This is a genomic window from Dysgonomonas mossii DSM 22836 (genome assembly GCF_000213575.1).
Lineage (GTDB): Bacteria > Bacteroidota > Bacteroidia > Bacteroidales > Dysgonomonadaceae > Dysgonomonas > Dysgonomonas mossii.
On record NZ_GL892004.1, the window covers coordinates 188589 to 207012 of the forward strand.

Annotated in this window: 15 protein-coding genes; 12 read left to right on the forward strand and 3 right to left on the reverse strand. The window is 38.4% G+C overall.

What is annotated here, in order from left to right; translation table 11 throughout:
* Window positions 1-171 precede the first annotated feature (171 nt).
* The 9 genes from HMPREF9456_RS00750 to tatC all read left to right on the forward strand — a co-directional run bounded on the left by HMPREF9456_RS00750 (window position 172) and on the right by tatC (window position 9553).
* The gene (locus HMPREF9456_RS00750) at window positions 172-1185 is read left to right on the forward strand and encodes a Gfo/Idh/MocA family protein (protein ID WP_006841526.1); all 1014 of its coding nucleotides are present in this window, start codon (window positions 172-174) and stop codon (window positions 1183-1185) included.
* A gap of 380 nt (window positions 1186-1565) precedes the next feature.
* Window positions 1566-2060: a DoxX family protein gene (locus tag HMPREF9456_RS00755; RefSeq protein WP_006841527.1), complete on the forward strand. Its 495-nt coding sequence runs from the start codon at window positions 1566-1568 to the stop codon at window positions 2058-2060.
* A gap of 5 nt (window positions 2061-2065) precedes the next feature.
* Window positions 2066-3760: a Gfo/Idh/MocA family protein gene (locus tag HMPREF9456_RS00760; RefSeq protein WP_006841528.1), complete on the forward strand. Its 1695-nt coding sequence runs from the start codon at window positions 2066-2068 to the stop codon at window positions 3758-3760.
* Window positions 3761-3846: 86 nt separating this feature from the next.
* The gene (locus tag HMPREF9456_RS00765) at window positions 3847-5322 is read left to right on the forward strand and encodes a Gfo/Idh/MocA family protein (protein ID WP_006841529.1); all 1476 of its coding nucleotides are present in this window, start codon (window positions 3847-3849) and stop codon (window positions 5320-5322) included.
* 38 nt (window positions 5323-5360) lie between these two features.
* On the forward strand, window positions 5361-6248 hold the full coding sequence (locus HMPREF9456_RS00770; protein WP_006841530.1) for a 3-keto-disaccharide hydrolase: 888 nt from the start codon (window positions 5361-5363) through the stop codon (window positions 6246-6248).
* 88 nt (window positions 6249-6336) lie between these two features.
* Window positions 6337-7227, forward strand: coding sequence for a sugar phosphate isomerase/epimerase family protein (locus HMPREF9456_RS00775; protein WP_006841531.1), 891 nt, complete (start codon window positions 6337-6339; stop codon window positions 7225-7227).
* Between the two features lie 140 nt (window positions 7228-7367).
* Entirely contained in the window at window positions 7368-8336 is a 969-nt protein-coding gene (locus tag HMPREF9456_RS00780) for an FAD:protein FMN transferase (RefSeq protein ID WP_006841532.1), read from the forward strand.
* A gap of 135 nt (window positions 8337-8471) precedes the next feature.
* Window positions 8472-8675 (forward strand): twin-arginine translocase TatA/TatE family subunit, encoded by a 204-nt coding sequence (gene tatA, locus HMPREF9456_RS00785; RefSeq protein WP_006841533.1) that lies wholly within the window; start codon window positions 8472-8474, stop codon window positions 8673-8675.
* 14 nt (window positions 8676-8689) lie between these two features.
* A complete protein-coding gene (gene tatC, locus HMPREF9456_RS00790) occupies window positions 8690-9553 on the forward strand; it encodes a twin-arginine translocase subunit TatC (RefSeq protein ID WP_006841534.1) in 864 nt (287 codons plus the stop codon).
* A gap of 131 nt (window positions 9554-9684) precedes the next feature.
* Here tatC and pnp read toward each other — a convergent pair whose 3' ends face one another.
* A complete protein-coding gene (gene pnp / locus HMPREF9456_RS00795; protein ID WP_006841535.1) occupies window positions 9685-11856 on the reverse strand; it encodes a polyribonucleotide nucleotidyltransferase in 2172 nt (723 codons plus the stop codon).
* Window positions 11857-12145: 289 nt separating this feature from the next.
* Between pnp and HMPREF9456_RS00800 the strand changes: the two genes are divergently transcribed.
* Genes HMPREF9456_RS00800 through hemN form a run of 3 tightly spaced genes read left to right on the forward strand, consistent with a single transcriptional unit; the run spans window position 12146 to window position 16833 of the window.
* Window positions 12146-14242, forward strand: a complete 2097-nt coding sequence (locus HMPREF9456_RS00800) for a TonB-dependent receptor (RefSeq protein WP_006841536.1) — start codon at window positions 12146-12148, stop codon at window positions 14240-14242.
* A gap of 1 nt (window position 14243) precedes the next feature.
* Complete coding sequence (locus HMPREF9456_RS00805) at window positions 14244-15494, forward strand: MFS transporter (RefSeq protein WP_006841537.1); 1251 nt, start codon at window positions 14244-14246, stop codon at window positions 15492-15494.
* Window positions 15466-16833 (forward strand): oxygen-independent coproporphyrinogen III oxidase, encoded by a 1368-nt coding sequence (hemN, locus tag HMPREF9456_RS00810; protein WP_006841538.1) that lies wholly within the window; start codon window positions 15466-15468, stop codon window positions 16831-16833. The genes HMPREF9456_RS00805 and hemN overlap by 29 nt, the downstream gene beginning before the upstream one ends.
* Window positions 16834-16888: 55 nt before the next feature.
* On the opposite strand, the gene fabG is transcribed toward hemN, so the two are convergent.
* Entirely contained in the window at window positions 16889-17629 is a 741-nt protein-coding gene (gene fabG, locus HMPREF9456_RS00815; protein WP_006841539.1) for a 3-oxoacyl-[acyl-carrier-protein] reductase, read from the reverse strand.
* Window positions 17630-17666: 37 nt separating this feature from the next.
* Entirely contained in the window at window positions 17667-18260 is a 594-nt protein-coding gene (locus HMPREF9456_RS00820; protein ID WP_006841540.1) for a TetR/AcrR family transcriptional regulator, read from the reverse strand.
* Between the last annotated feature and the right edge of the window lie 164 nt (window positions 18261-18424).

An 18424-nucleotide genomic window follows, 5' to 3' on the forward strand; every position in this document is an offset into this window, starting at 1 on the left:
ATCCGTCTCTGTTTGCACTACAGAGAAAATAATTGATAAAATGACAACCAAAAGCCCTGAAACTCTCTAAAATTCTTTAATTAGACAGTATTTTAAGAACAAATGAGATATTTTCATCTAGTTCCTTAAATAATAAATATTTACCTTTGTCTTTCTATAAATATATTATATATGGAATCTTTGGAAAATGGCTCATTTAAGGTACGCTTCGGAGTTATAGGCACAAATTTTATAGTAGACAAAGTTCTGGAAGCAGCGAGACTTGACCATCGTTTCGAACTTGCAGCAATCTATTCCCGTACACAAGAACGTGCAGATGAATTTGCGAAGAAGCACAACGTTCCCCATACGTTCACTTCTCTTGAAGATATGGTTTCGAGCAATTTGATAGACGCAGTGTATATTGCATCACCAAATTCGCTACATGCTTCGCAAAGTATATTGTGTATGCAACATGGCAAGCACGTATTTTGTGAAAAACCATTTGCGTCGAATGCACATGAGGTAAAAGCCATGATAGCAGCAGCCAAGAAGTACAATGTAACGCTAATGGAAGCGATGAAGCCGACAATGACTCCAAACTTCTCTGTAATAAAAGACAACCTAAAAGAGATAGGCACAGTACGTAAATATTTTTCATGCTACTGCCAATACTCCTCTCGGTACGACAAACTAAAAGAAGGTGTTATATTAAATGCTTTCGACCCGTCGTTATCTAACGGAGCAGTAATGGATCTGGGCGTATATACCATATATCCGATGGTAGTCTTATTCGGGCGACCAAAAAAAATTAGCGCTACAGGCCTTAAACTGTTTACAGGAGCTGATGGACAAGGAAGTGTTAATTTTGAATATGAAGGCATGGATGCAACAGTCATGTATTCCAAAATAGCAGATTCGAGCCTACCAACAGAAATACAGGGAGAAGAGGGGACAATAACTGCCGACCGGATAAATATTATAAACAAAGTAACACTAAAAAAACGAGGAGGAGAGGAAACTATAATAAGTAACCCCAATCCTACACATGAGTATTATTTTGAAGTTGCAGAATTCATTGATCTAATCCAAAAAAATGAAAAAGAATCTACAATTAATAGTCTTGAAAATTCATTAATTACGATAGAAATTATTGATGAAATAAGAAAACAATTGGAGATAATTTATCCTGCAGATAGCATATAATATTAAATTGTCACAAATACGCGTTTATTTTATTACATTATTTTGAATAAAAAAAGATTTTTGCTCTAAGAGATTTACTATTGTTATACAATTTATTATAAATGCCAACTTTTTTTAACAGTAATGAGAGATTTACTTATTTAAAATATTCCTAGCTTTATTCCGCATTTTCATTTATTTTTTTAGATTGAATAAATGCTACCGTGATTGCACATTATAGCACTCATTAACAAAAACTTAAAGCCGTCTTGTTTGTCTTTGACAAAATAGGCTCATGACAACAAGAAAAATGCTCAGCTTTTTTATAAATTATATGAACAATTAAACAATCTATATTTTAACTTTCTTGAAAAAAGACAGAATTTATTATTTACTAACCCATGAATAAACTAACATCTTATTCGCGCCCTCAGACCCTCTGGCTGGTAATACTCAGATTACTGATTGGCTGGCACTTTTTATACGAAGGTCTTGTAAAACTCTTCAGTTCAAGTTGGACTGCTTATCCTTACCTCATGGATTCACGAGGATTTCTAGCAGACTTCTTCCACACTATTGCCGAAAACGCAGAATTTCTAGCCTTTTCGAATTATGTTAATATCTACGGATTAACACTTGTCGGACTCGGACTTATACTTGGTTGCTTTTCGCGTTATGCATCTATCGGAGGTATCGTTTTTCTTAGCCTATACTATTTGTCTCATATACCTTATATAGGGGCAAACTCTATGATGCCCACCGAAGGCTCTTATCTATGGATAGACAAGAACCTGATAGAGATAGGAGCATTGATGGTATTAATATATTTCCCTACCTCACACATTATCGGATTTGACCGATATATTTCAAGATTATTAAAACGCAAAACAGCTTAACAAACATGACATCCGAAGATAAGATAGTTCCAGAGCCAAATAAAGATAAAAATCAAGCTCAGTCTAACGACAGTCAACTGCCCGAATCACAAGGCAGGCGAGAAGCATTGAAGGCATTAGCAACGGTTCCTGTATTGGGAGCTTTAGCCTATGGTGTTTATAAGAAGCAAAAATATGATAAGACGATGCACGATGTGAGCGACGTCTTTAAATTAAGTAAAGAAACAGCAACTATCCCCGAACTACAGCCAAACGGAAAACAGATTCGATTAGGGATTATCGGTTGCGGCATCAGAGGAAAACAATTGTTAAGAGCTGCTGGATTTGCAACCCCAGATTCTCTCCAAAAGCTAATTGACTCTTCAAAAAAAGACAAAAAGGATAGTAGATATCAACTATTTAGAGAACAAGAAAACCTCAATATCGCATTAACAGGCGTGTGCGACATATTCGATACATTTGCCGAAGAAGGTATTGCAGCCGGATCGAATATAAACAGGGAAGGTGTAGGCGGTAAGCTGGGACCTGCTCCAAAACGATATCGCCACTATCAGGAAATGCTTGCAGCCGACGACATCGACGCTGTTATTATTGCAACACCCGATCACTGGCACAGTACAATGGCTATGGATGCAGCAAAAGCAGGAAAACATGTGTATGTAGAAAAACCGCTTTCGTGGACTGTACCCGAAACGTACATGATAAGAGAGGTTATTAAACAGACCGGCGTAGTTTTTCAGCTAGGGCATCAAGGCAGACAGGTAGACAGCTATCATAAAGCTAAAGAAATATTAGACAAAGGATTGCTCGGTCATGTTTCGCTTATTGAAGTTTGTACAAATCGTAATGATCCTAACGGAGCTTGGGTTTATGATATTCATCCTACAGCAAACCCACAGACAGTAGACTGGAAACAATTTGAGGGTGATCCTGAAAGAGTAAAAGAATATATGGACTATATGACAGCGCATAATCTTGCCAAATATGTAGGTCCGGATGCTAGAGATAAGTTTAGCCTCGAACGTTTCTTCCGTTGGCGTTGCTGGTGGGATTACAGTACAGGGCTGAGTGGAGACTTGCTTACACACGAGTACGATGCTGTAAACCAATTGATGGGCGTGGGCATTCCTCATTCTGCAACATCTTCGGGTGGTGTTTATTTCTTCAAAGATGGAAGAACCGTTCCGGACGTACTGCAAACAACATTCGAATTCCCTGACAAAGATATGACAATGCTATATAGTGCAACATTAGCCAGCAACCGCAACAGGGGGAAAGTAATCATGGGACACGATGCATCGATGGAAGTTGGGGATACACTAACCGTTAAAGTAGATAGCGGATCGACAAGATACAAGGAGAAAATCGAGAAAGGAATCATCAAACCCGATGTACCTTTCTATACATACGTTCCGGGTAAAAGCAATGTAGACGCAGTAACTTCTGCCACCGAGTTGTATTTTGCTCAACGTGGTCTGCTATATTCGTATCTGGGAGGAAAGCGGTATGATACAACATTCCTTCATATCAGAGAATGGTTGGAGTGCATCCGCGACAACAGTAAGAAAACTTCTTGTGGTATCGATGCGGCGTTCGACGAAGCCATTACAGCACACATGGGAACTCGTGCATATCTGGAGGGTCGTACAATGTATTGGGATAAAGACAAAGAAGAAATAGTAAGAGGCGAAATAAATTAATATATTTACATATTTAGTAGTGAAAAGTGAAAACTAAAATATACCATTAAATCTAAAAACAATATTAACCAAAAAACAAAAAAATTATGGCATCAGACATTTCGAGAAGAAAGTTCCTCTCAACAGGAGCAAAAGCCGCTATTGGACTGACGATCATCCCAAGCACTGTATTGGGGAAAAACTTTGGGCATGTAGCTCCGAGTGACAAATTGAATATTGCTGCTGTTGGTATTGGCGGCATGGGACATGCTAACATCAAAGCTGTGGAAGCTACAGAAAACATAGTAGGACTATGTGACGTAGACTGGAAATATGCTAAAGGCGTATTTGAAAGATTCCCAAATGCAAAAAAATATTGGGACTTCCGTAAGATGTACGACGAAATGGGTAAATCCATTGATGCGGTAATAGTAGCAACAGCAGACCATACACATGCTATCGTCTCTGCCGATGCAATGACAATGGGCAAACATGTATACTGTCAAAAACCGCTTACTCATACAGTTTATGAATCACGCTTGTTAACTAAGCTTGCTAAAAAACATAAAGTCGCTACTCAAATGGGTAACCAAGGCTCATCGGGAGAAGGCGTTAACCTGGTTTGCGAATGGATTGCAAATGGCGAGATAGGTGAAGTAACAAAAGTTGAATGTGCTACTGACCGTCCTATTTGGCCACAAGGACTGAATGCTCCTGAAAAAGTAGATAAAATACCAAGCACCCTAAATTGGGATTTATTTTCAGGCCCTGCAAAAGTGCGCCCTTATAATGCTCTATATACTCCTTGGAACTGGCGTGGCTGGTGGGATTATGGTACAGGTGCATTAGGCGATATGGCTTGCCACATCATGCATCCGGTATTCAAAGGCTTGAATTTGGGCTACCCTACTAAAGTACAAGGTTCATCTACCCTGCTGTTGCAAGATTGCGCACCACAGGCACAACACGTTAAATTGACATTTCCTGCTCGCGATAATATGCCGAAAGTGGGTATGCCTGAAGTGGAAGTACATTGGTATGATGGCGGTATGATGCCGGATCGTCCGAAAGGTTTCCCTCAAGGAAAACAATTAATGGGTGAAGGCGGTGGATTGGTTATCTTCCATGGAACAAAAGATACGCTGATTTGCGGATGCTATGGAGTAAATCCTTGGTTGTTGTCGGGTCGTGTTCCGAAAGCGCCTAAAACACAACGCCGTGTAGAAACATCTCACGAAATGGATTGGGTACGCGCTTGTAAAGAAGATGCCTCTAGTCGTGTAATGACTAAATCCGATTTCAGCGAAGCAGGTCCATTCAACGAAATGGTAGTAATGGGAGTATTGGCGATTCGTTTGCAGACCTTGAATAAGGAATTGTATTGGGATGGAGACAACATGAAGTTCACAAATATCGATCCTAACGAACAGATTAAGATATTAGTTAAGGATGACTTCAAGATCGTTGACGGCGACCCTAAGTTCAATAAGATCTGGACTGATCCTATCAATGCTCAGGAGTTTGCAAATGAACTGATCAAGCATACATATCGTCAGGGATGGAAGTTGCCTGATATGCCATAACTAAGTAATATTGTTTTAATTTAAAAATCAAAATAAAGATGAAAAAAATTATCTATTCATTAAGCTGTTGCATGATTGCCGGAGCATTTATCGCTTGTGGCGGTGGGGCTAAGAATGCTGAGAAAAAAGGGACTGATACTGATTCAACAAAAACAACTGAAGCAATGAAACCTGAATATACTGTATTAGACAAACCTCAAGTAGACCTGTCTAAATTCAAAAAAGATAAAGACGGTTATATCGTTATCTTCGATGGCAAAACATTCGACGGATGGCGTGGTTATGGAAAAGATGCTGTTCCGGGAAAATGGGTTATCGACCAAGGAGCTATCAAATTTAATGGTAGCGGCGGCGGAGAAGCTCAAGAAAAAGACGGTGGCGACATTATCTTTGCTCACAAATTCAAAAATTTCGAATTGGAACTAGAATGGAAAGTGGCTAAAGGAAGTAACTCCGGTATTTTCTATCTGGCACAAGAAGTTCAAACAAAAGATCCGAAAACCGGAGAGATGAAAATGGAACCTATCTATATTTCAGCTCCTGAAGCTCAAGTATTAGACAATGCTAATCACCCTGATGCAAAAATGGGTAAAGACAACAACCGTCAATCAATGTCATTGTATGATATGATTCCTGCTAAACCACAAAACGCTAAACCATTCGGCGAATGGAACAAAGCAAAAGTTATGGTTTACAAAGGAACTGTAGTTCATGGCCAAAATGGCGAAAACGTAGTTGAATATCACTTATGGACTCCACAATGGACAGAAATGCTTCAAGCAAGCAAATTCAGCGAAGAAAAATGGCCTTTGGCTTACGAATTGCTGAATAACTGTGGAGGACCTAACAGAGAAGGATATATTGGTCTTCAAGATCATGGTGATGATGTTTGGTTCCGTAATATCAGAATCAAAATCCTTGACTAATAACTAGTTTTTTCTATTAAAATATCTTCCAAATCCTTGAAGGGCTTGCCCCTTCTTGGATTTGGCTTTTAAATAATCTTACATTATCATGAAAGTATCAATTATTATAGCTACTACTCTCCTTATGTTAGCCTCTTGCAATCCAAAAGCAGATGCAACTCAGCAACAAGCTGCACCTGTAAAGAAAGATATTTCTCTACAATTGTACTCGTTGAGAGACGACATTGCTAAAGACTATGATGCAACAATCAAGAAAGCCGGAGAAATGGGATTCACATCGGTAGAGGCTGCCAACTATGCAGACGGAAAATTCTATGGAAAAACACCTGAAGAATTTAAGGCAAGCATAGAAAAAGCCGGAATGAAAGTGCTTTCTTCTCATACAGGAAAAGGCCTTACAGAAAAAGAACTGGCTTCTAAAGATTTTACAGAAGCACTTAAATGGTGGGATCAATGTATTGCAGCGCACAAAGCAGCAGGAATGAAATACATTGTAACTCCATGGATGGATACACCTAAAACATTGAAAGACTTACAAACATATTGTGAGTACTATAACGAAATAGGGAAAAGATGTAAAGAAAACGGCATGCTCTTTGGCTATCACAATCACGACTTCGAACTGAAAAATAAGATCGAAGATAAGGTTATGTACGACTACATGCTAGAAAACACAAACCCTGAATATGTATTCTTCGAAATGGATGTATACTGGGTAGTAAGAGGTGGAAAAAGCCCTGTAGATTATTTCAATAAATATAAAAACCGTTTCACTTTGCTGCATATCAAAGACAACAGAGAACTTGGACAAAGTGGTATGGTAGGCTTTGACGCCATCTTCAACAACACTGATGCTGCAGGAGTTAAACATCTTGTGGTAGAAGTAGAGCAATACAGCTTTACCCCTGAGGAAAGTGTAAAGAAAAGCCTTGACTATTTATTAAATTGTCCTTTAGTAAAAGAAAGCTACGACAAATAAGAAAAATTAGATATGCTTTTGTCAGATTGGACGGAGTGGTTTGAAGATCTATTTAGCAAATGTATATTTCTTTAAAGAAATTCTTCTCTCCGTTCATCATGACAAATCGCATTACGAAGAATAAGCATATAAGCGAATAGATGAACGCAATAATGGCCGACAACGGCTCCTTCTACTACAATATACAAGGTAGAGCCGAAGGAACTAGTTATAATATTATATATCAAGATAGTGAAGATAGAGATTTTCAATCTGAAATAGAAGAGCTGCTTGCCAATTTCGAAAAATCATTATCAGTATATGACAATGAATCCATTATTTCGCGAGTCAACAGAAATGAAGATGTAGAAATAGATGATTATTTCTATACAGTCTTCTCCAGAGCAAAAGAAATAAGTGCCCAAACAGAAAATACTTTCGACATCTCGGCAGAGCCGCTATTCAGGGCTTGGGGTTTTAGCTCTCAAGACAAATGTCCCCCCAACAGAGAGCAGATAGAAGAGATGAGAAAGTATATAGGAATGGACAAAATAAGCATCAAGGACAGACGCATTGTAAAAGATCATCCCAATATTGTATTGAATGTAAATGCTATTGCAAAAGGGTACTCCGCTGATATTGTAGCTTTATTCTTGGAACAGCATGAATGCCCTAATTATCTTGTAGAGATCGGAGGAGAAATTCGAGTAAGAGGAGAAAACCCTCATGGCGAAGGCTGGAGAATAGGTATTGACCGTCCATCCGAAAGCAACCTTATTCCGGGACAAGATATGCAAGCTATTTTACAAATTACAAATAAAGGAATAGCGACTTCCGGAAATTACAGACAATTTTATATCAAAAATGGAGAAAAAATAACGCATACAATCAATCCGGCAACAGGCTATCCGGCACAGCATAATCTACTATCCACAACAGTGATAGCGAACGACTGCCTCACAGCAGATGCCTATGCCACAGCATTTCTGGTTGCGGGAGTAGATAAGTCGCTGGAATGGATAAATAACAACGCTGAGATTGAGGCTATATTTATCTGTGACGAGGATGGAGAATATAAAATGTACTGTACTCCGGCATTAGAAGACAAGATCATTCAAGGAGACGAATAAGATGCCTTTCTTACTGTGTTAAAAAGAAATAAATATTAAAACATATCCGCTTTGTTAGATATTATTTGTATTATTTTGTCAACTGAAAACAATCTAACAAAATAATATCATAAAGCACTAAAAAAAACAAAAATCATGAATACCTTATTATTTTTAGGAAATCTGGGAACAGGTGAAATCATCATCATAGCCATAGTTGTACTTTTACTTTTCGGGGGACGCAAAATACCTGAACTAATGAAAGGATTAGGAAAAGGTATTAAAAACTTCAAAGAGGGAGTTAAAGGTATAGAAGATGATATAACCGGGGATAACGATACAACAACTAAAAAAGATTGATGTAGTATACTTCTATGGAAGAGAACAGTGGAGGAATGTCCTTTTGGGATCATTTAGAAGAACTACGGTGGACCCTTGTCAGGTCTATCATTGCCTTATTTGTTTTTGCGATACTTGGTTTTGCAATCATGCCATATATATACGACAGCTGGATAATGGGTCCTACCCGTGCCGACTTTGTATTGTATAAATATCTATGTTATGTGACATCATCCGTGCCATTCATGCCCGACTTCTGCGATGATACATTTCATATTAAGATTATAAATTATAATCTTACTTCGCAGTTTTTCAGGCACATGACCACTTCATTCTGGTTTGCTCTAATATTGACATTCCCATACCTTGCATTTGAAGTGTGGCGCTTTGTAAGCCCTGCTCTCTATTCTAATGAGAAGAAGAGTATCAGATGGGTATTTATGTTCGGAACAGCTATGTTCTTTATCGGATGTGCTGTAGGATATTTTCTTGTATTTCCTATGACATTCCGATTCTTATCGACATACCAATTAAGTGAGATGATCGAGAATACGATTTCACTCGATTCGTATATGGATAATTTCCTTACGTTAATATTCATCATGGGAATTGTATTCGAACTACCTTTGGTATCGTGGCTCCTATCTCAATTGGGCTTTTTAAATAGATCTTTCTTTAAGAAATTTAGAAGACATGCCATTGTTGGACTATTGGTATTATCAGCCATAATCACTCCATCAGGAGATCCATTTACCCTTTCGGTTGTATTTGTGCCGCTTTATATGCTCTTTGAATTGAGCCGCTTTATGGTAAAACCTGCACCGAAAGAAACGGATGAGGAAGATGAGGATGAGGATGAGGATGAAGATACTGCCGATATAGAAATAAAGACTTCGTAATAGTAAATATTACTTGGGAGAGAAATCATCAAAAGAATCTGCATTTCTATTAAAAGATAAAATATCGATAAATAAAAACCCCGATTGGTAACCAATCGGGGTTTTTATTATATATAAGATTTCTTATGCGCTTAAGCCTCTGCCGGAGCATCTCCGTTTGCCTTCTGTACAGGTCTTTCCGGTCTTGGAGGACGAGGAAGAAGAACCTTACGAGATAGTTTAAACTTACCTGTCTTAGGGTCGATATCGATGAGTTTCACCTCAATCTTATCACCTTCTTTCAATCCTACTTTTTCCATATCTTCTACGCGATCCCACGAAATTTCAGAGATATGAAGCAATCCGTCTTTTCCTGGAAGGAATTCACAGAACGCACCGTAAGGCATTACCGAACGTACTTTTGCAGTATACACCTCTCCTACTTCGGGTACAGTAACTATTCCTCTAATCTTAGCCATTGCAGCGTCGATAGCAGTTTTGTTAGTAGCTGAAACTTCAACGCGTCCATAACCATCAATCTCTTCGATAGTAACAGTTGCTCCTGTTTCTTCCTGAATACCTTGAATGATTTTACCTCCGGGTCCTATTACAGCTCCGATAAATTCTTTGCTGATAATTAGCACTTCGATACGTGGAGCATTTTCTTTAAAGTCGGCACGTGGTTCAGGTAATGTCTCAAGGATTTTACCCATAATATGTAGACGTCCTTCACGAGCCTGATTTAATGCCTTTTCTAAAATCTCATAAGAAAGTCCGTCTACTTTTATATCCATCTGAGTAGCCGTAATACCATCTTTTGTTCCACAAACCTTGAAGTCCATGTCTCCTAGATGATCTTCGTCACCCAAAATGTCTGAAAGCACAGCAAAGTTAGTACCTTTCTTTTCAGAGATAAGCCCCATTGCTATACCTGTCACCGGCTTTTTGATTTTCACCCCTGCATCCATTAATGCCAATGTACCGGCACAAACTGTAGCCATAGATGAAGAGCCGTTCGACTCCAATATATCTGATACCACACGTATAACGTAAGGATAATCGGAAGGGATCATTGGTTTCAATGCACGGTGTGCCAGATTTCCATGACCGATTTCACGACGACCTACTCCTCGTTGTGGTCTTGCGTCTCCTGTTGAGAATGGAGGGAAATTATAATGTAGAAGGAATCTCTCCTTACCATTGTTCAATACATCATCAATGATCTTCTCATCAAGCTTTGTACCTAATGTTACAGTTGTCAATGATTGTGTTTCACCACGTGTGAAAACAGCCGATCCGTGAGCTCCCGGAAGATAATCTACTTCGCTCCAGATAGGACGTATCTCTGTTGTTGTACGACCATCAAGACGTTTTCCTTCGTCTAAGATAGAACGACGCATCGCTTCTTTTTCTACATCATGGTAGTAACGAGAAATCAATGCACCTTTTTCTGCAAGCTCTTCCTCAGTAAGGTTGGCTTTATATTCTTCTTCTATAGCCTTGAAGTTATCTACACGCTCATGTTTGTTTGTATTTCCTGATGCTGCTACAGCATAAGCTTTATCATAGCATTTTTCCCAAACGTCTTTACGTAGATCTTCATCATTTGTTTCGTGGCTATATTCACGTTTTTTTGTAGTACCAACAAGCTCCATCAATTCGATCTGAGCCTGACATTGTACTTTTATTGCTTCGTGAGCAAACTTGATAGCTTCCAGCATTTCTACTTCCGAAACTTCTTTCATTTCTCCTTCTACCATCATGATGTTATCAATAGTAGCACCTACCATGATGTCCATATCAGCTTTAGCTAATTGAGAAAATGTTGGATTTAAAATGAATTGTCCGTCAACACGAGCTACTCTCACTTCGGAGATAGGACCATTGAACGGTATATCTGAAACAGCTAAAGCTGCTGAAGCTGCCAATCCGGCCAATGCATCAGGCATATCTTCACCGTCTGAAGAGAATAGAGTCACATTAACAAATACTTCCGCATGATAATCGTCCGGAAACAATGGACGAAGGGCACGGTCTACCAAGCGGCAAACCAATATTTCGTAATCTGAAGCACGTCCTTCTCGGCGTTGAAAACCTCCCGGGAAGCGGCCATATGCTGCAAATTTTTCTTTATACTCTACCTGTAAAGGCATAAAATCAACACCCGGATTTGCATCTTTTGCGGCACATACAGTGGCTAATAACATCGTATTACCCATCCGTACCATTACAGACCCATCAGCCTGTTTTGCCAATTTTCCGGTTTCAATGGTGATAGTCCTTCCATCACCTAAATCGATACTCTTTGTAATCGGATTAATCATAAATTTTTTTCTTAACGTCTTAAAATCAAACAAAGGTAAGTAAAGTTTTTGAAAATTAAGGGAATGGAGATCGAAAACTCCACTCAAGAAAGCGAAATACAATAATAATATCAAGGTTTTCTTTTAGTTAATTTCACTCATCTACTCATCGGTTTAAGCTCACTATTCGTATTCTAGGATTATTCTGATAATAAAAAATATCACTACATCTAGTGATTGACTGTTGTTTTAAGTTTTCATACATTTGCAGCTCAACTAAAAACTATAAATATCAACACATTAAGAAATAATGAGATCAAAGTCTTTTCTTTTGTTGACCCTCTTATTCTGTGCCATTATCAATAATACTTATGCTGATGATATTGTCATTGACAATGATACTATCAAAATGAAATATACAGCAAAAGAGGTTGTAATAGAATCATTTAAGCAAAACAGTGATTTATCGATACAACCTGTCTCAGCATCCGTTCTATCTGAAAGTATTATTAAAGAAAATAATATAACTAACATAAAAGAGGTGACGGCTTTTGTGCCTAACCTATTCATGGTAGACTATGGTTCTAAAATGTATTGCCCGGTTTTTATACGAGGAATAGGTGCCGCAAAAAACACGCCTTCTGTAGGGCTATATGTAGATGGAGTCCCTTATTTCGACCGCTCAACGTTTGATATAAACATCAGTGATGTAGACCGCATTGAAGTTCTGCGAGGGCCACAAGGAACTATCTATGGCAGAAATACGATGGGGGGCATTATTAATGTTTTCACAAAATCCCCATTAAAGACAAAAGGAACTTATTTGAATCTCTCCGCCGGCAATTACAATGCCTATCAGACCGGAATTTCGCATTATGGAAATGTAGATAATAAAGTAGGCTATTCACTATCCGGTAATTATTCCCATTTGGGAGGCTACTTTATGAATAAAACCACAGGAAAACGAGCCGACCCGATCGATGGTGTTTCTACTCGTGCCCGACTAAGCTGGCGCATTATGCCACGGCTGACGATGAACCTTATTTTTGCTTATGAATATTCCGATCAGGATGGTTACCCTTACCGTATCTATGATAAGAAAACAGGCAAAATAGAAGATATAAATTATAATGAACGAAGCTTCTACCGTCGCAATATGTCTAACAATGGACTGAATATAGAATATGTTACAGATAATTTCAAACTGAGTTCGCAATCTTCTTTTCAGTTTTATGATGGGAAACAAGGTATCGATCAGGACTTTTCGCCCAAAGACCTTTACTACGTAAATTTCTATCATCGTCAGCAAATGTACTCTCAGGAATTCAATATCAAATCAATAAAAGAAGACAGCAAGTATAAATGGCAGTTTGGAGTATTTGGATTCAACCAGAATTATTTCCAAACAAACGATACTGACTACCGCACATCAGGAAAACATGCAATCCAAAATGTAAACAATCCGACCGAAGGAATCGCCCTATATCATCAGTCTACTTTGAATGATATTTTCATCCCGGGATTATCAGCTACTCTTGGGATTCGCTACGACTGGGAGAAAACAAAATCTTCATTGATACGCATCACTGCAAATCCGAATGTAGAACCTGTTGTCGATCCCGAAGTAAAGGCTAAGGACGATTTTTCTCAAATTACACCAAAAGCATCTATCCAATATGCGTACAGTCAGGATGGATTGACATATTTATCTGTAAGTAAAGGATATAAAACAGGAGGTTTCAACAATACGGCCGATGAAGATAAAGACCGTACGTTTGATCCTGAATATAGCTGGTCTTACGAATTAGGAACAAAATCAAGCTTTCTGAACAACTTGCTTTATCTCGACTTCAGCCTCTTTTATATTAGATGGAGCAACCAACAAATTTCGCAGGTTAAACCCACAGGACAAGGCTTTTTGACTCGCAATGCAGGTAAATCGGAAAGCAAAGGCTTTGAATTGACAACTCAGATAAACCCTTCGAGAAATCTGAACTTCCAGATAGCCTATGGCTATACGCATGCTAAATACAAAGAGTATAAAGAAAGTGAGACAGTAAATTATAATAATAATTACTTGCTCATGGTGCCTAAACATACATTGGCGATATCTGCAAATTACACCATAGACACAAACCTGAGATGGCTCGACAATGTTGTGCTTAACGCTCAATATACAGGAGTAGGCAAATTATATTGGAATGATGCCAACGATGTAGAACAACCATTTTATGGAGTGTATAATGGGAAAGTTTCTTTCGTTAAAAAACAATTTTCACTAGATTTGTGGGCTAAAAATATAGGAGCTAAAGATTATATCGCATATTACTTCGCAACATCAGGTAATAATTTTGTACAAAAAGGGAAGCCTTTCACATGTGGATTAAATCTGAACCTTAAATTCTAATATGGGAATAAACATTCAAAAAGGAGAAAAGCTATTTACATTCTTTTGCCTGTACATTGCACAATCGATACCGATGAGTTTCTTCTCTACGGTGATACCTGTAATTATGCGGCAACAAAACTTCTCGCTCGAAAGTATAGGTATGCTCCAATTGCTAAAACTCCCTTGGATACTAAAATTCCTATGGTCTCCTGCGGTAGACCGTTCCACATTTAGAATAGGTGATTTTAAAAGATGGATTTTCTCCTCAGAATTAATATATGCATCCATCATATTTGCGGTCTCATTTCTCGACTTTCAAACCACACCTTATCTTATTATTGGACTTGTAGTATTATCTTTTATCGCTTCAGCCACACAAGATATTGCAACCGACTCGCTTGCTGTTCTGTCTTTTAGCAAAAAGGACAAGAGCCTTGCAAACAGCATGCAGTCGATGGGAAACTTTGCAGGTGCTATGATTGGCAGCGGCATATTATTGTTACTCTATCATAAATTCGGGTGGGGAAATCTATTACCATTCCTTGCTGTATTTGTGATTATAGCTCTGATCCCTCTAATATTTTTCAAGAGAGGGCATAACCAAGTAATCATAAAAGCAAAACAAGAGAAGAAGCCAACCCCGGACGATCTTTTTGGCTTTTTCAAACAAAAAGGTATCTGGAAACAGGTCTTCTTCCTATTTGTATATTATGCAGGACTTATTGGTGTGTTAGCCATGCTAAAGCCTATGCTGGTAGATTATGGCTACAATATGAAGGAAATAGGTGTCATGTCGGGGATTGTGGGTACATCCATCGGCTGCCTAGCCTCTTTTGGCGGTGGCTTTATCGTTCGAAAAATAGGCAGACATTTCGCACGGATATTGTTTGCTGTTTTCACATTGATGACTACTATTTATTTCTGCCTGTTAGTATCTGCTCTTCCGGTAAATATAGCAACTCTGCATTTGGGTATCTCGTTACTTTGGGCAAGTTACGGCATGGCCGTTATTGTTGTATACACCACAGCTATGGACTGTGTGCGCCCCGGATTTGAAGGAACAGACTTCACAATACAAACTGTGATTACACACCTGAGTGGGATTATTATGGGAGTAAGCTCCGGCAAAATAGCAGCAATGATAACATACAAGGGACTCTTTGTTGTGGAAATGTGTATCGCTGCAATATCTCTGGCATTTATATTATTTGCCTTCAAACTTAAAGCACCGAAAGAACAAAATGAAACAAGAATTACTGAACAAATATAGTCTCCCGGTTCCAAGATATACGAGTTATCCTCCGGCTAACTTTTTTAATGAATCATTTACTGCCGATTCATATAAGGAAGCTATTATCGAATCGAATAAACAAAATCCTCAGCATATATCCATCTATATACATATCCCTTTTTGCTATCACATGTGCTATTATTGCGGCTGCAATTCACAGCTGCTCAAAGACAAGAATGTGGTAAAAGAGTATATAGAAACCTTGAAAAAGGAGATACGGATGGTGCTTCCCCTACTCGACCATAGTCGTAAAATATCACAAATACACTATGGCGGAGGAACACCCACGTCACAACCTGTCTCCGTACTAAAAGAAATCAACCGGATAATCTTATCCGAATTTGAATGCATCGAAAATCCGGAAATTGCAATAGAGTGTCATCCCGGATATCTGGATGAAGACTATTGGAATGATCTGATTAATGCAGGATTCAATCGAATAAGCATTGGCATTCAAGATTTTAACGAAGAGGTTTTGAAGGCTTCCGCCCGTAAGCCATCACGAATGGCGATAGAGGATATAATACACATACTCAGGAGTAAAGGTATATCTGTAAATATGGATTTTATATACGGACTGCCTCTACAAACTCCTGAATCCTTTGCAGAAACTATCCGAAAAGCAATATCCCTCAAGCCGGACAGGATCGTCACTTTTTCTTACGCCCATGTTCCTTGGGTAAATGAGTTGCAAAAAAATCTCGAAAAAGTAGGCTTGCCATCAGTCTCTACAAAAAACGAAATATACGAAACAGCTAAGAAATTGCTGATAGATGCAGGATATAAAACGATAGGGCTCGACCACTTTGTATTAGCAAACGACGAGCTATACGAGGCTTTACAGACAAAATCACTGCATCGCAACTTTCAAGGGTACTGTACCCGCCGCACTACAGGTCAGGTTTATGCATTCGGAAATACCGGGATCAGCCAGCTATCTACAGCTTACAGCCAAAATGCAAAAGACCTGAACACATACATGTCATCCGTAAATGAGAGTAAGTATCCCATAACTAAAGGGTATATACTGAATAAGGAAGAGCAAATTACCCGTGAAGTAATTGCTTCACTAATGTGTAACTATACAGTAAGTTGGTCGGATATAGCACGTCGGATGAATATCTCTGAAAAGGAAGTAAGAAATGCTCTAAATTATAACAAAGAGCAGCTCTGTGATTTTCAAAAAGATGGAATTATCGAATTTTCGGAAGATTACATTACTGTATTGCCGGAGGCTGCACCCTTTGTCCGCAATGTTGCTGCTTCGTTGGATAAACTGATGGTAAATAACGAGAAACGTTATTCCAAATCGGTATAATAAAAAAATGGCTTCAATAATTTTGAAGCCATTTCTATTTTGATACAATATGTTTTTACATACCTCCTGTAACAGGAATAACTTCTCCTGTAACATAAGCAGACAAATCCGATGCAAGGAATACAGCAACATTAGCTACATCCTCAGGTGTTCCTCCACGACGTAACGGAATTTGTTCTGCCCATTTTTTCTTTACATCTTCAGACAATACTCCGGTCATTTCTGTAATGATGAATCCCGGACAAATACAGTTTGCACGAACATTTCTCGAACCCAGTTCTTTTGCTACAGATTTAGCCAAACCAATCATCCCTGCTTTAGATGCAGAATAGTTAGCTTGTCCGGCATTACCGTTAAGACCAACTACGGAACTCATATTTATGACATTTCCGCTCTTTTGCTTCATAAAGATCGGAGTAAGTGCATGGATAAAGTTGAATGCAGACTTTAGGTTTATATTGATTACCATGTCCCATTGCTGTTCAGTCATACGCATCAACAGTCCGTCACGGGTAATCCCTGCATTATTTACAAGAATATCTATCTGTCCGAAGTCTTTTGCAATTTCTTCTACCACTTTATGAGTGTCTTCAAAATTTGCAGCATTAGATGCATATCCTTTTGCTTTCACTCCAAATTTAGCAATCTCTGCTTCAGTCGCTTTTGCATTGTCATCTATAGCTAAGTCAGTAAATGCAATATTTGCTCCCTGCTCTGCAAATTTAAGTGCGATGGCTTTACCTATACCACGAGCTGCACCTGTAATAATAGCGGTTTTACCTTCTAGTAATTTCATAATTTAAAGTATAAATTAAATTTATATAGTTTACAATCTACTTTTTCTTCTTCTTGATTCCTTCAAAGATAAGGTAAGCAATATTTTCTCTTTGCGATTCGGTTTGCAGGCTCTCTGCTCTAATCTGCCCTCTGATGTAAGGTACTTCCAATCCTTTGAGCGCATGGTGAAGTATTTCGGCTGTAGCTTGAGTGTCGGGCATTTCGAAAGTGCCCTCTTCTACTCCTTTGTTCAAAATATCTTTTAATACCTGAATCTCTTTTCTATCAAACGATTTCCTTACATTTTGCACACGCCAGATATCACGGAAGAAATCAGCTTTCAATGTACCATTCCTTGCCACAACATTTTTCACTGTATCAAATCGCGTATAAAAAAACAAAAGAAGTTTCTCGTCTGCAGGAAGATTCTTATTTGCTACAGTCTGCAAAGCATGGAACATCTGATCGAGCTCCGTCTCCAGAACCGCCTGATACACTTCATTCTTATTATTGAAATATGTATATAGTGTTCTCCGCCCTTTGTGCGAAGCTACTGCAATATCATTCATGGTGGTATTTTCCACCCCCAACCTTGCAAATAGCTGACGAGCTACATCTATCAGGATATTTCGGGTTTTGTTTATGGCCATAAACTAAATTTGCACACAAATATTACAAGTGTGCAAATTTAGCATAAAAATATTGAATACATAAGATTTTCCTTTGGTTTTATAACTTTTAGGAATTTTATACATACAGGATAAGTATAAATCTACTCAGACTTTTTCATACTGTCGACTGCGTATATATCAAT

Bases quoted from the DNA above. Each gene is read 5' to 3' on its own strand.
- HMPREF9456_RS00765 (WP_006841529.1), top strand. From the start codon at position 3,847: ATGGCATCAGACATTTCGAGAAGAAAGTTCCTCTCAACAGGAGCAAAA.
- HMPREF9456_RS00780 (WP_006841532.1), top strand. From the start codon at position 7,368: ATGAACGCAATAATGGCCGACAACGGCTCCTTCTACTACAATATACAA.
- HMPREF9456_RS00770 (WP_006841530.1), top strand. From the start codon at position 5,361: ATGAAAAAAATTATCTATTCATTAAGCTGTTGCATGATTGCCGGAGCA.
- HMPREF9456_RS00800 (WP_006841536.1), top strand. From the start codon at position 12,146: ATGAGATCAAAGTCTTTTCTTTTGTTGACCCTCTTATTCTGTGCCATT.
- HMPREF9456_RS00805 (WP_006841537.1), top strand. From the start codon at position 14,244: ATGGGAATAAACATTCAAAAAGGAGAAAAGCTATTTACATTCTTTTGC.
- HMPREF9456_RS00820 (WP_006841540.1), bottom strand. From the start codon at position 18,260: ATGGCCATAAACAAAACCCGAAATATCCTGATAGATGTAGCTCGTCAG.
- HMPREF9456_RS00775 (WP_006841531.1), top strand. From the start codon at position 6,337: ATGAAAGTATCAATTATTATAGCTACTACTCTCCTTATGTTAGCCTCT.
- HMPREF9456_RS00755 (WP_006841527.1), top strand. From the start codon at position 1,566: ATGAATAAACTAACATCTTATTCGCGCCCTCAGACCCTCTGGCTGGTA.
- pnp (WP_006841535.1), bottom strand. From the start codon at position 11,856: ATGATTAATCCGATTACAAAGAGTATCGATTTAGGTGATGGAAGGACT.
- fabG (WP_006841539.1), bottom strand. From the start codon at position 17,629: ATGAAATTACTAGAAGGTAAAACCGCTATTATTACAGGTGCAGCTCGT.
- tatA (WP_006841533.1), top strand. From the start codon at position 8,472: ATGAATACCTTATTATTTTTAGGAAATCTGGGAACAGGTGAAATCATC.
- tatC (WP_006841534.1), top strand. From the start codon at position 8,690: ATGGAAGAGAACAGTGGAGGAATGTCCTTTTGGGATCATTTAGAAGAA.
- HMPREF9456_RS00750 (WP_006841526.1), top strand. From the start codon at position 172: ATGGAATCTTTGGAAAATGGCTCATTTAAGGTACGCTTCGGAGTTATA.
- hemN (WP_006841538.1), top strand. From the start codon at position 15,466: ATGAAACAAGAATTACTGAACAAATATAGTCTCCCGGTTCCAAGATAT.
- HMPREF9456_RS00760 (WP_006841528.1), top strand. From the start codon at position 2,066: ATGACATCCGAAGATAAGATAGTTCCAGAGCCAAATAAAGATAAAAAT.